Annotated in this window: 12 protein-coding genes and 2 tRNA genes; 2 read left to right on the plus strand and 12 right to left on the minus strand. The window is 34.9% G+C overall.

Annotated elements, in window-relative coordinates; translation table 11 throughout:
• Positions 1 to 62 precede the first annotated feature (62 nt).
• The 7 genes from JOS54_RS05255 to melA are packed head-to-tail and all read right to left on the minus strand — an operon-like array spanning position 63 to position 7561.
• Entirely contained in the window at positions 63 to 1013 is a 951-nt protein-coding gene (locus JOS54_RS05255) for an N-acetylglucosamine kinase (RefSeq protein ID WP_203244574.1), read from the minus strand.
• Positions 1010 to 2065 (minus strand): amidohydrolase family protein, encoded by a 1056-nt coding sequence (locus tag JOS54_RS05260; protein ID WP_203244575.1) that lies wholly within the window; start codon positions 2063 to 2065, stop codon positions 1010 to 1012. Before JOS54_RS05260 ends, JOS54_RS05255 begins: the two co-directional genes overlap by 4 nt.
• Entirely contained in the window at positions 2062 to 3156 is a 1095-nt protein-coding gene (locus JOS54_RS05265; protein ID WP_203244576.1) for an ABC transporter ATP-binding protein, read from the minus strand. The genes JOS54_RS05260 and JOS54_RS05265 overlap by 4 nt, the downstream gene beginning before the upstream one ends.
• A 16-nt stretch (positions 3157 to 3172) precedes the next feature.
• Positions 3173 to 3997: a carbohydrate ABC transporter permease gene (locus JOS54_RS05270; protein ID WP_203244577.1), complete on the minus strand. Its 825-nt coding sequence runs from the start codon at positions 3995 to 3997 to the stop codon at positions 3173 to 3175.
• 3 nt (positions 3998 to 4000) lie between these two features.
• Positions 4001 to 4876, minus strand: coding sequence for a carbohydrate ABC transporter permease (locus JOS54_RS05275; protein WP_203244578.1), 876 nt, complete (start codon positions 4874 to 4876; stop codon positions 4001 to 4003).
• 53 nt (positions 4877 to 4929) lie between these two features.
• A complete protein-coding gene (locus JOS54_RS05280; protein ID WP_203244579.1) occupies positions 4930 to 6222 on the minus strand; it encodes an extracellular solute-binding protein in 1293 nt (430 codons plus the stop codon).
• Positions 6206 to 7561, minus strand: coding sequence for an alpha-galactosidase (gene melA / locus JOS54_RS05285; protein WP_203244580.1), 1356 nt, complete (start codon positions 7559 to 7561; stop codon positions 6206 to 6208). Before melA ends, JOS54_RS05280 begins: the two co-directional genes overlap by 17 nt.
• Positions 7562 to 7730: 169 nt before the next feature.
• Here melA and JOS54_RS05290 point away from each other — a divergent pair, with 169 nt between their 5' ends.
• Complete coding sequence (locus JOS54_RS05290) at positions 7731 to 8720, plus strand: LacI family DNA-binding transcriptional regulator (RefSeq protein WP_203244581.1); 990 nt, start codon at positions 7731 to 7733, stop codon at positions 8718 to 8720.
• A 156-nt stretch (positions 8721 to 8876) separates the two neighbouring features.
• Here the strand turns inward: JOS54_RS05290 and JOS54_RS05295 are convergent, their stop codons facing one another.
• On the minus strand, positions 8877 to 10145 hold the full coding sequence (locus JOS54_RS05295) for an SLC13 family permease (RefSeq protein WP_203244582.1): 1269 nt from the start codon (positions 10143 to 10145) through the stop codon (positions 8877 to 8879).
• Between the two features lie 55 nt (positions 10146 to 10200).
• Between JOS54_RS05295 and JOS54_RS05300 the strand changes: the two genes are divergently transcribed.
• The gene (locus JOS54_RS05300; RefSeq protein ID WP_203244583.1) at positions 10201 to 11226 is read left to right on the plus strand and encodes a hypothetical protein; all 1026 of its coding nucleotides are present in this window, start codon (positions 10201 to 10203) and stop codon (positions 11224 to 11226) included.
• Here JOS54_RS05300 and mgtE read toward each other — a convergent pair.
• The 4 genes from mgtE to JOS54_RS05320 all read right to left on the minus strand — a co-directional run bounded on the left by mgtE (position 11203) and on the right by JOS54_RS05320 (position 13974).
• A complete protein-coding gene (mgtE, locus tag JOS54_RS05305) occupies positions 11203 to 12558 on the minus strand; it encodes a magnesium transporter (protein ID WP_203244584.1) in 1356 nt (451 codons plus the stop codon). The two genes, JOS54_RS05300 and mgtE, sit on opposite strands and share 24 nt — an antisense overlap.
• Positions 12559 to 12648: 90 nt before the next feature.
• Positions 12649 to 12731, minus strand: a tRNA-Leu gene (locus tag JOS54_RS05310).
• Positions 12732 to 12734: 3 nt separating this feature from the next.
• Positions 12735 to 12805, minus strand: a tRNA-Cys gene (locus JOS54_RS05315).
• Positions 12806 to 13098: 293 nt separating this feature from the next.
• Positions 13099 to 13974, minus strand: coding sequence for a 5'-nucleotidase, lipoprotein e(P4) family (locus JOS54_RS05320; protein WP_203244585.1), 876 nt, complete (start codon positions 13972 to 13974; stop codon positions 13099 to 13101).
• Positions 13975 to 14182 lie beyond the last annotated feature (208 nt).

Here is a 14182-nt window from a genome sequence, read left to right on the forward strand (position 1 = left end):
CGTTTATGAAATCCTACCAAGGATGCTTAACTGGTTATAAAATCCCCTTTGAAAAGGCGACTTCAAATACCAGTTACCTTTCTTTTAGACCCTATTTTTTGTATAGCCAATAATAAAGCTCCCTCCAAAGGGGATTTCTTATAAGCACAATATTGGAAACCGGATTCTTTTAATTCCTTAGTCAATGGTTCTATTATGAATTCTTTCGCATTTAATAAACCGCCTGTTAAGGACACAAAAACTTGTGTTTCATTAAAATGAAGTTGTCTTTTTAAAGCGACTGCATGTAACACAAGCTCCTTTGCGGCTAATTCATACAATTTGATAGCCTCTTCATCCTTTAACCTAGCGGCCTCTAATACCACCTTTTGAAAAGAAGCGGTATTTCTTCTATTTTGTAGAAAATGCTTTTCAATGACTTTCACAAAATCCCAATCTTCAACCAAGGAATAATACTGATAGCACAAATCATATAAAGCCCCTTTTTTTAAGCGACCATCGGCTTCCTTACAAAAAAGCTCTAGTCCTTTTTTAGCAATCCAATAACAACTTCCTTCATCACCAATTTGTTCTGACCAGCCACCTACTCTAGCTATTTTCCCCTTTTCATCCATTCCATAGGCAATGGAACCGGTTCCTGACACAATATTTATTCCGGGACAGCCATCTAAAGCTCCAAAATAAGCAACCACACCATCATTCACATAGATTTTGTTAGGAATCTTCAGACTTTCATTTAAAGCTCTTTCTATTGAATTATCTAATTCTCTATTTTCCCCATAACAAGGTAATCCAAAACAAATTGCCTCTACTTCTTCCATCGAAATTCCCGATGATTTCAACAAAGTTGCTATACCACTCTGTATAATTTCTTTACATGTTTCTATGCCATATTCATGATAATTAATACTTGAAAGCTCTATATAAGACAAAATAATTCCATCTTTTTTAGAAAGAGCAAAAGCCGTTTTAGTTCCACCACCATCTACTCCCATTACATAGCTTTCTTTCATTTTTCCAAACCTTTCTTTTCAAACGTTTTTACATCTATATGCAAAAGCGAACAAGCATTTCTATAATAGATATCCTTTAATGCTTCATCCGGCAAGGAAATTCCATAAATGGAAAATCTTCCTTGGTCCGGTTTTTCCCCTTCTGGCTGATACGGAAAATATTCATCATCCGTTTCCAAAAACCGAAACATAACCTTCTGCAATCTCAAGTCTGTTGGAAGAGAATCGGTCCCATATAAAATACGCTTGGAGTACTTGGTAAAAAACCTTTTGGCAGAATATGGAACTCGTCCCACCTCTGCCACTCTAGCCGCTATATCCACAAACATATTAGGATACTTATCCAATTGTTCCGCTACCCAAGCTAAATTTTCTGCGTAACTGCCCATATGGGCAATCACAAACTTAGTCTTCGGATGCTCTTGAATCATTTTCTCTTGCATAGCCATCAATTCTTCAAAGCTAGGATATTTAGAGCGATCTGAAAAATTCCATTCTGGATTTTTAATTAATTCTTCATACCTTTCATTGCTGCTGCTTAAAGGTCTGAAAAAGGCAATTGGATCCGCTATATGCACTAGAATTGGAATATCCAATTCAGCTGCCGTTTCATAAATAACATTTAATTTAGGATTATCCATTCGAATCCCTTTGTATAAAGTAATATTCTTCCATAATTTAATTCCCCTAGCTCCTTGGGTATAGGACTCTAAAATGCTATTTCGGGTCATTTCCGGAAAATAAGGAGAATCAAACTCTGTAAAATCAATCCCCATAAAGGTTGTAATTCTATTTTTATAATTCCCGATTTTCTCGTTCATTTTAACTAGTTCTTCCCCAAAAAAACCATCTAAATTGACAGAATGTTTAATATTCAAGGAATCTAGTTCAGCACAAAAAGTTTCGGTATCATACAAAAAATCATACTGATCTTTCAACAATAGTTTTCCCATATGAGTATGAAAGTCGATAACAGGGTATTTCGCTTGATCAATCTTTGTTTTTTTGACAACCGCCTCGCTGATAGGATTAAATTGTTCTAATGAAATCATAAAAGTGAACCTCCTGAATCTAAATCAAATAAGTGTATTTTATTTAAGTCAAAAGCCACCGATAAATTTTGTGTATTTTTATCTAAAATCCTTAATGGAGCTCTAATGATGAGTGTTTGCCCTTGAATATCTCCATGAAGGATATATTCATGCCCCAGCATTTCCTTTACATGAATTTTAAAATCGAAAACCGCACTCGGAAATGTACATTTAACAATATCTTCCACATAAATATCTTCCGGTCTTATTCCCACCACCAAAGGTTTTCCCTTATATTCTTTTAAACTCGCTAACATGAATTCTGGTATATCAAAATTCATTGTTCCATCTATCAAGAACTGTTTTCCATCAAATATCCCTTCCAAAAAATTGATTTGTGGACTACCTAAAAAGCCGGCAACGAAACGATTAACCGGTTTTTCATAAACTTCTTCCGGGGAACCCACTTGCTGAATATAGCCATCTTTCATCACAACAATTTTATCCGCCATTGTCATCGCTTCTGTTTGATCATGCGTTACATAAATGGTGGTTGCCTTAATTTTTTTGTGGAGCTCAATCAGCTCTGTTCGCATTTGGATTCTTAATTTAGCATCCAAATTACTTAATGGTTCATCCATAAGATAAACCTTAGCGTCTCGTACAATTGCTCTTCCTAAAGCGACACGTTGACGCTGCCCACCAGATAATTGTTTTGGCTTTCGTTCTAAATATTCTTCAATACCCAAAATTTTTGCGGTTTCATGCACTTTTTGTTCTATCACTTCCTTTGGAACTTTATTGTTTTCTAAGGAAAAAGATAAATTTTTATAAACGGTCATATGAGGATATAAAGCATAGTTTTGAAAAACCATGGCAACATGTCTCTTTTTCGCTTCCACTTCATTGACCTTTTTACCATCAATCCACAATTCTCCTGCACTAATATCTTCCAAACCGGCAATCATTCTCAAGGTCGTTGTTTTACCACAACCTGAAGGTCCAACAAAAACAACAAATTCTTGATCTTGGATATCCAAATTAAAATCATGAACCACATGTGTCTTATTGTTATAAACTTTATTGATATCTTTTAATTTTACATTGACCATTATCACATTCCTCCTTTTATTTCATACCACTCATGGTAATGCCTTTAATAAATTGATTTTGGAAAAGAATAAAAATAGCAGAAGCAGGAATCATAATCAAAGAAGCGGCCGCCATCGTTGCTGACAAGTCGGACATATGTTGTGCACTGAAAAAGGATAACGCTAATGGTAATGTCATATTCTTTGCTGAATTTAGCATAATCAGTGGAGTTAAATAATCATTCCAAAGAGCTAAAAAGGTAAAAATCGCTAAACTACCAATGGCCGGCTTAATCGATGGTAATACAATTTTAAAATAGATTTTTAAGTCAGACGCATTGTCCAACATGGCGCTTTCAAACAATTCTTTCGGCAAGTCATCAATATATTGCTTACAAAGGAAAATGCCAAAGGCATTGAAAAAAGTAGGCACAATGAGGGCAATTAATTTATCATACCAGCCCAATGTAGAAATCAACAGAAAATTAGGAATCATCATAGCCGTTGCCGGTACCATCATCGTCAACAGGATGATATAAAACATTGTTTTTCTTAACTTAAATCGATATTTAGAAAGCACAAAGCCTATGATAGAACTAGTAAATAAAATAACTACGGTGTCGATAATCGTAATGAATAAACTATTCAAAAGCCATCTAAAAAATGGTGATTTTGTCAGAACTTTGATATATCCGGCCAACGTAAATTTTGTGGGTAATAAATGCTGTGGTTCTAACAAAATTTCGGATGTCGATTTAAAAGAATTTGAAAGCATCCAAAAATATGGTGCTAAAAAAAGTAGAGAAAAAACCACCAAACAAACAATACGAATCATTTTTGATATTTTTATATCTTTTTTCATAAGTTAATACTCCCAATCCACTTGTGTTTTCTTTTGTTCAATGAAAGATAAAATCATGATGATGATGAAAAGAACGAGTGAAACAGCCGAGGCATATCCCATATCTTTATGTTCAAAAGCTGTTTTGTAAATATATCGGGAAAGAACCAAACCGGAATTTTTTGAACCATCTTTCAAAATCAAAACAGAAAATTGAGCAAACATTTGAAAATGACTAATTAAAGTCTGCACCAACACAAATTGAAAAGTCCGACCCAATAGAGGTAAAGTGATTTTAAAAAATTTTCTAAATTCACTAGTATTATCTAAATCACTAGCCTCATAAATGTGATTTGGAATACCATCCATCCCGGCTGAAAATAAAATAATGTTATATCCCACATCCACCCAAAGAGTATAGACAATAACCGAAATCATTAATACATTAGGATCCCCGAGCCAATTAACACTTCCTAGACCAAGCGCATTTAATCCCATGTTTAATAGTCCTGTATCCGTTGGAAAAATTGATCTTGAAAAAACGACTGATGTGGCAACGACCGGTGCAATACATGGTAAGAAAAAAATCATACGAAATAGACTTCTTACTTTATTGGATTTAAAACGACTAATAAAATACGCTAAAGCTAAAGAAAGACAGATATTTAAGAAAACCGTCCCAAAAACAAAAACAAATGTATTTTTCATAGCCACTAGGAATTCTTTATCTTTTAATAACTTTACAAAATTTTCAAAGCCAACAAAAGCATTGTTATCACGCAAGGGATTATAGTTGAAAAAGGAGATGGCTAAACCTATTCCAATTGGAATCACAATGAAAATGAACATAAATACAACCGTTGGTATTATCACGGAATAAATAAATTTTTTATTTTTCATAAGTCCTTCTATCTACTGATAAAATTGGCAAGGATAGATTCCTTGCCAATTGCTTATTTCTTCTTCAGAAAAGCATTCGCTTTTTTATTTAATTCTTTCAGTGCTTCCTCTATCGTCTTATATTCATTTGAACAATATTTAACAAAAGTATCATTCACAACCTCTTTCAAACGATCGGTATTGAAGCGACCAATGAATTGAGAATTATCCAAAATATCTAATAACACTTTTGTATAAGGCATTTCCTTTTGATAAGATGCACTTTGAGAAATTTCTTTTTGGGCAGGAATTTGAGTACAACGAATATTTAATTTTTCCATTACTTTTGGTTGATAAACATATTCAATAAACTTCTGAGCGGCCGCCGCTTCCTTTGATTTTGCATTAATAGCTAAGGACCATCCCGTTTCAGCCGCAAATCGGTGTTGATTGGTATACCAAGGAACCCCAACATAATCAAAGTCTTTTCCTAATTTAAGATTAAACGATTGAATCCCTTCCGAAACAATCCATGGTCCTCGAGGAACCATCATTGCTCGTTTGGCATATAATTGTTGATAACCCTCTAAATTACCTCCGCCAGTCAGCCCCTCTAAATTTGTTACTTTATCTTCTTTCACCAATTTAGCTAATTCTGCAAAGGATTTTTTGGCTTCTGCAGTCTCGAAATTAAAAGCTGTGCCATCTTCATTGATATAAGCTCCCTTTTGTTGAAGAATAAAGGACAAGAAATAATAAGATACGGAATCCCAGTTAACAAAATCAAACCCTTTTACTTTAAATTTATTCCCATCTTTTCTAGTTCCTTTAATAGCTGTTTGTTTTAATTCTTCCCAAGTTTTCGGCACTTTCAAACCAGCTTCTTTTAATAGATGAAGATTAACCACCATACCTCCATTTTCAATATTAAACTCAATCGGTACAGCATATAATTTATTTTTATGCACCAAAGCACCATAAGTTGCTGGATAGCATTCTTTTTTCACTTTTTCAGCAAATTCTTTTGGAATTTCTTTTAAAGCTCCTGTTGGCGCAAAATCTAGGGCCCAACCACCCCACAACTCATAGATATCAGCACCTCCTTCTTTATTAATCAAAGAAGTTTGTACCTTCGATTCAAAATCATTATAAGGAAATGTTTCCAATTCTACACGAATATTTGGATTTTCTTTTTCAAAATTCGCTATGATATCCTTATACGCATTATTCCAAGGTTCATTTTGATGAGCCCACATCTTCAAAACGACTTTTTTATCGGATTTTTGGCTTGTGCTAGAACCCTTAGAACATCCGGCAATATTGACTAAGAAAAGTATTGCCATAATGGCACTAATTATTTTTTTCATGTACTTTCTCCATATCGATTGTTAGTGTTTTAAAATAAGATAAGTATTCTTTATTTTGATTTAACATTTCTTGAACCATCTCTTTCACTTCTGTCATACTACATACCGCAGCTGTCAAAGGATCATATAAACAAGCTTGATAAACAAGATTTGGATCTCCATTTATGGCTGCCTTCACTGCCAATTCTTCAATCATGGCAGAGTTATTCACTAAGATGGATAAGTGGTCTGGAAGGGTGACTTGTTTAATTGGTGTGATACCTTCTTTGGTAGCGACCACCGGAACTTCCACACAAGCTCCTTCTTTTAAATTCGTTACCAAATTATGATTTTTTAAATTGCCATTGAAGAAAAATGGTGTTTGATCGCCAAAAATAGCATTAAAGATATTGGAGGCATATTCTTGACCTCTCTCTAGCTCGACATCACTTGAATTTAACCATTCTTGATATTCCTTTTCCCAAGTGTCTTCTCTACCTAAATATTCATCCAGAATATACGCATGAGCTCCCGGATTCCAACCTGTTCCATGCGTACAATACTTTTCAATTAAATCAGGACGTTTTCTAAACCAAGATACATATTCAGAATTATGACCGGAAGATTCTGTCACAAAATAACCAAGATTTTTAAACATTTCAATTCGGACCGGTTCTTCATTAGCAATTTCTTCTCGCTGAATCGCTTTGTAGATATCCGGGTAAGCATCTTTGCCATCGACCTTATATTCCAAATAGAAAGCTTGATGGTTAATCCCGGCACAGGTATATTCCACCTTCTTATCACTCGCGCCAATCCATCTTGCCAGCATTTCTGCCGTTCCTTGAACACTATGACATAAGCCTGTAATATTCATCTTAGTCATGGACTGTAGATAGCTAACCAACATTGCCATTGGATTTGTGTAATTTAAAATAACAGCATTCGGACAAACTTCTTCGGCATCACGAATGATATCCAAGATGACCGGAGCTGTTCTTAAAAAGCGGAAAATCCCGGAAGGACCACGTGTATCACCAACACAGACATCCACACCATATTTTTTTGGAATTTCAATGTCGTGACGCCAAACATCCACGCCACCTTGTAAAATGGTAATCAAAACACCATCGGCCTTTTTTAAGGCTTCCCTTCGATCTAATGTTCCAACCACTTTGGCAGGATATTTCCCTGCATCAATTATTTTTTGAACCCCTTTTACTGCATACTTTAAACGAATTGGATTGATGTCCATCATGTAAAGTTCACAGTCTCGAAATGCTTCAAAGGTCAAAATGTCGCGAACCAGATCTTTCGTAAAATCAAGAGAACCGGCTCCAATAAAAGCAAACTTTTTCATTTCCTCCTCCTATGTTTAGTAAACATTATATTTGTTTACTTTCTATAATTGAATTATATTCTGAAGTTTTTTCTTTGTAAAGGCTTACAGCAAAAAATAATGACTTTTTATTGAAATATATGATAGAAAGAGTTAAAATTGTTTAGTAAATATTTCACAAGGAGAAAAAATGACCACTATTAGAGCTATAGCAAAAAAATTAAATCTATCCCCCGCTACTGTTTCTAGGGTTTTAAAAGAAGACCCTGCTTTTAAGATTTCCAACGAAACCAAAGAAAAAATTTTGCAAACCGTGCAGGAATTAGGCTATAAACCAAGAAAATACAACAACAAACAATCAATTCATATTGGAATACTCATGTCTCTTACTTATACCTATGGAGATTCTTTCTTTTATGATATTTTGGCAGGTATACAAGAATACTGTTCCAAGCATGATGTCGTCATTTCTCTGATTGCCAATTACGAGCAATTTCATGACAATTATTCTCATATTGAAAATCAGTTAAAACAACTCGATGGACTCATTGTTACAGATTTGCCCAATCAAAGAGAAGAATTTCTATCTAGTCTACACTGTAAGTTTGTTTTCATTGATCATTTTGTACCTGGTTACGCAAACATTGGTTACGATAAAGTTCATGCTAATCAACTCATTATGAATCATTTATTTCAAAGTCATTATCAAAAAATTGCCTATATCGGGGGCACAAGCGATGATAATTATTATCATCCTATTCGCTTAATGGTCTATAAAAACGCCTTAGATGTTCATGGAATCAATTTTGATTCAAGTTATCTATTTGATTGCCAATGGAATGCAGAAATATGTGCTGAAAAGGTTGATGAATTGCTGGAACGACATCCGGATGTTGAAGCTATCTTTGCCGGATCAGACGCCCTAGCAACCACCGTTATTTCAAGATTAAAAGAACTTGGAAAAAATTGTCCTGATGATATTGCTGTCGTTGGTTTCAACAACAATCCCCTTTCCGCCAATTTTGACCCACCTATAACAACCGTTGACTTACCATCCAAACAAATGGGATATGAAGGAGCTAAGTTATTATCCAAACAAATCAAAACCAATACGCAATATAACTATCAACTTCTTCTCCCTGTTGAATTGATCGTTCGACAATCCACAAAAAAAGAATAAAAAATGAAGTGAACCCCCAAAAATTGGATAAGCAATTAAAGGAGATTTACTTTTTATTATGGCAAAACTTACGAGAAAACAGAAAATGAAAATCTATCACAAAAGAAACTGTTAAATCTCTATCAAGCATGAAAAAAGGCGTTTTTCTTTTAACAGCTAAATTCCCCAAATAAACCAAGTGAATAGACCGCCACCAATGACAGCTACTAAGGTAAACGGGATACCAATCTTCATAAAATCTTTCGTGCTAACCTCATAACCGGCACGATTTAAGATACCAATACCGGTGATATTTGCGGTAGCTCCAATCGGTGTTAAATTACCACCTAAAGTAGATCCGATCAATAAGCCAAAATAAAGAAGCGTTGGTTGAATACCCATATTCATGGCAATACCTTGCACCACCGGTAACATTGTCGCTACATAAGGAATATTATCCACAAAAGCTGAAAGCACAACCGATACTACCAATATCAAAACATACATCAATAGAACAGAATGACCGCCAATCTTCACAAAAAGCTTCGCAATCTCCGTAATCACACCAGCATCAGTAATACCTTGAATGACAATAAACAAGCCGGTCAATAGTAATAAAGTCTTAACATCAATCGCTTTCATCACCAATAAAGCATTTTCTTTCTTTTTACGAATAAGCACTTCATATAACAATCCAAATAATGCAAATCCTACGCAAATCATACCATTGGTTAATTCTGGTTTATTTTCAAATTGAGAAGCGAAAATCAAAGAAGCAACCATCCCCATTAACAAACCACTAGGCACCAAATTCATTACCTTCGTTTCCACTTGAACCGATACTTTTTCATTTTCTTTCCGAAACAAGAACAATAAAACAGGTATTGTTAGTAAAGCCCCTATCTCTGTTGAAAAAGCAATCGATAGTCGACCTTGATAAAAGAAAAAATCATTAAAACTCATATGGGCATAAGCACCTAATAAAATAGAAGTTGTGTCCCCCACCAAAGTCGCCGCTCCTTGTAAATTAGAAGAGACTGAAATGGAAATAATAATTGGGATTGGATTGATATTTAGCTTCTTAGAAACCGATAAACCAATTGGTGCTAACATCAATAAAGTCGCTACATTATCGACAAAGGCACTCACGATTCCCGCAAATAAACTTAATACAATCACTGCCCATTTCACATTTGGTGTCATCTGAAGTAACTTTTCTGCCATCAACATTGGCATTTGCGACTGAATAAATAATTCAACAACCATCATCGTTCCCGCTAGCATCAAAATCACATTCCGGTTGATTGCCCCGAGAACATGAGAAATTGGTAAGATTCCCACTAACACAAAAAGAACAGCCGCCCCTAAGGCAATATAAGGGCGATAGTTCGGCAAAAATAAAAGTAAGCCATACATGACAATAAAAATTCCAAGAGCCAGTGCCATAAATTCTCCTCTTTCGACATTCTAATATCTTAACACTTTCAGTATAATAGTAGAAATGAATATCCAAGTTTCTAAAACATTAGATGCCTTTTTTAATCGTTGTCTAGCCCATATCCAACAAGACTATAAAGCTGATTTTTTGGCTTATCATGTAACCAAAGCTGGCGAAAGAAAGGTTCAGAAATTACTCCAAGAAGCTAACTTTGCGGAATTTCAAGGTCCTAAGAAAGAATGGCCCTCTCTTTTTCTATCCACAAAAGAATGGGAAAATAATCCCTATCACCAGCAGATTCACTTAGATTATGTTAAAGATGAACATTTCTCTTTCAAGAAAGAAAAGACAGCCGGTTTTGAATTATTCAATAGTGATGAAATTCAAAAAGATCCGCAACGGGAATTAAACGATTGGATGAAATTAAGAGCCATGGATCAACACTTTGAAACTCTTTATCTCTATCAAGACGATAAGGATTGGATGATGGATGCTCCAAGTGAATACAATACTAATTATCGCCCTGCTCAAAAGGCTCATGGAAAAGTACTTACCTTCGGTTTGGGAATTGGCTATTTCCTATGGTTTGCTTTGGATAATCCAAAGGTTAAAGAAATTACCGTAATTGAAAAAAGTGAAGCTGTTCTTTCGATGTTTCAGCGCTTTCTTTACCCACAATTCCCACAAACAAAAAAAGTTCATTTTATGTTAGGTGATGCTTTTGATTATTTTAATGAAGAATATCTAAATTCGTTTAATTATGTGTACACGGATATTTGGCAATCTCCACAGGACGGTTTATTTCTAATCGAAAAATTATTGGAACAAGTTGATCTCCCTTTAGAGAAAGGCGATTTTTGGATTGAAGAAAGTTGCTATGAAGTCATGTGGACACTTAGCTTCTGGTATTTTTATTCCTTATACACAGGACAAGATTTTCAAATGAGTGAATCCTATCAGTCTTTATACAAAAAAATCCAACTGTATTACAGTCGGATTGATGAAACATTAGAGGAAGAAAAAATCAAATTTTATATCTATGACACCCAAACCATTCGTCATATTCTACACCAACCATGGCAAGAATAACTTCGCTAGGGATAAGAATATAAAGAAACCCAATACATCCGTAGCCGTCGTCAAAAAGATACTGGAAGCAACCGCCGGATCAGCTCCCAGTTTTTTTAATAATACCGGAACCGCAAAACCAAATACCCCACCAACAATTAAATTACCAATCATTGCGATAAAGATAATCAATGCTAAATAGAAATTGTGATAAATTATCCATACCGCAATACCGGTAACCAAGCCATTGATAGCACCATTGATGATACCAAGAAGTATTTCTTTATTAAAAGATTGGAAGTGTTTCTTAAAGCTAATCTCTTCCGTAGCAATGGCTCTAACCATAATGGATTGTGTCTGACTGCCGGAATTGCCTCCCATTCCTGTCACAATCGTCATAATGGAACTAAGGGCAACGACTTGAGCAATCGTATTCTCAAACATCTTAACTGTCATAGAAGCTAAAAAGGCTGTCGCTAAATTAATCAATAACCATGGTAAGCGTAAGCGAACCGATTCCCATAAGGTTGTATCTAAACTTTCTTCCTTTGATACACCCCCTAATTCCAAGATGTCTTCGTTATACTCTTCAATCATGACATCAATGACATCATCGACGGTAATAATGCCTAAAATCACATTATGTTTATTCACCACAGGAATCGCATTTAAGTCATATTTAGAAACCAAACGAGCTACTTCTTCTTGGTCCATTTCCGGTGGAACAGAAATCACATTTCCTTTTGCAAAACTGGAAATCAAATCCTCTTTTGGTGCTGTTAAGAAATTACGTAAATCAGCTGTTCCTATTAGTTGACCACGAGAATTAACGACATAAATGGTTTCAATCACTTCTGTTTTTGGGGCAATTTCACGAATTTTATGCAAACCTTCTGCGACCGGTAAATCACTTTTCAAAGCAATATAAGCAGTGGTCATAATACCACCCGCCGAATCTTCTGGATATTCCAACAAACGCGAGATGATGCTTCGATCTCCTTTGTGCATCTTATTGATAAAATTCTTTCTTTTTCCAATAGGCATTTCACCAATCAAGTCAACAATATCGTCCTTTTGCATGTAACTCAAAACATCCATCACATCCTCTAAAGGAATATTATCAATAATACGCATCCCCAATTCTTCATCGGATTGTTCCAGAATAAGCGCAATATCTTGCACATTTAGAAGTGAAAGAAGCTTCCATATTTCTTCATCTTCTAACTCTTTAGCACAATGAGCAATATCCACCGCATTGATTTCATGTATATATTCCGAAAGGGAAGCAGCTTCTGAATGATCAATCATCTCTCTAAGTTGTCTGACACTCATTTCTTCCATGAATTCATCCATCTTATCTACCTCCTTCATGCTTTTTTATTATATCAACTCAAGTCCTTTTTTACATGAAAAAAGCCAGGGTTTTTACCTGACTTCTCGTGATGGGGAAGATGGGACTCGAACCCACACGCTGTCTCCAACACAGGATTTTAAGTCCTGTGCGTCTACCATTCCGCCACTTCCCCAAGAGGTTCCTGCCGGAGTCGGACCGGCGCTCGCTGAGTTGCAGTCAGCTGCCTTACCACTTGGCTAAGGAACCGTTACTTATTTAAGTTGCTTTAATATATTACCGAATATTTCTTTTCTTTGCAAGACATAAATTGAAAAACTTTATATAACAGTCTAGGATTGTCAAAACTTCATTTTACCCGAACCTCCTGCTTTGGAAAGGTGATGATAAGAGTGTTTTGTGGTAAAATAAACAGCAGGCATACTCATCTCTTTCTATACTTATTTTGCGACTTAGTATATCCGATGAGCATGTCTTTTTTTGTTACACTTCATTTTACAACGGAGTGTTTTTATTTTTGTAAAATTGTAATATTTATTTTTTTATTTATATTCTTCAACTGTCTTTTTTTCTATATTAAATATTTTTAAAGCTGATTTTCTAAGTTTGTCTTTCTCTTCGTCTGATTTTTTGAAGTCGTTGTTGTATAATGTTCCTTCCCAGCTTCCATACATTGGGTTTGGTAACATGATGAATTTATCTCCCCATTCTTTAGCATTTTCTTTAACGAAATTATCTCTTCCTTGTAGAGAGCCATCTTTTGGAGTCGCGAAGTCGTGTAAGTTATCCCCAACTAACATAACAATTTTGTGTGTTTCTTCAACTTTCTTTCTTCTAGCGTCTTTCCCTTTTTCTCCCTTAGCTTTTAACATTAGATTTGCATCGGATTGTAAAGGAAGTTTCTTTTCTATAAGATTTTTCTTAGTAGCTTCAAATTCGGTTTCAGCATTCCTATCTGTTACATAGAAAATTCCAACACCGTTTTTGTTAGCAAAATCTAAAAATTCTTTTGCGCCATAAACAACATCAGCTTTTCCATACATAACCCATTCGTGCCATCCTTTCGGATATGCTTTGCCATTAACGGCATAATGTGCTTGAATTGGTGAGTTATCCAATACAGTTTCGTCTAAGTCAAGAACAACTGCTAATTTTTTGTTTGATTTATTATTTTTGATTTTTTCTTCTAATGATTTAATAGCAGCATTATATCCTTGAGTATAAAGTGCCTTGGCTTCAGCAGAAGTTTGATACCAAGCAACAGCCATCATTCCCTGAGCAGGTAATTTAACGCCGTCTTTCTTTTCTTGAGTTGCAACTGGTTGCTTAGGCGCTTCTGTTGCCTTTTTAGCAGGTGTTGAACAAGCAGTTAATAATAACAGTGCAGATAGTATTAAAATAGACTTTTTCTTAAACATAATATCCTCCTAAATTTATTACAATCTTACAAAGACATTATATCGTATCCTATTTTTGTTAATCAATATATTCATGCTTATAATAGCCTAAGGTGTTTTTCAATATGTAAGAATTCAAGCAATATGAAGCATCGTTGAAGATAAGGTTTAAACCGCTTATTTAAAAGATTAAATCTACTTTTACTTAATGATGTATCACTTATATCAT

The organism is Bulleidia sp. zg-1006, assembly GCF_016812035.1.
GTDB lineage: Bacteria > Bacillota_I > Bacilli_A > Erysipelotrichales > Erysipelotrichaceae > Bulleidia.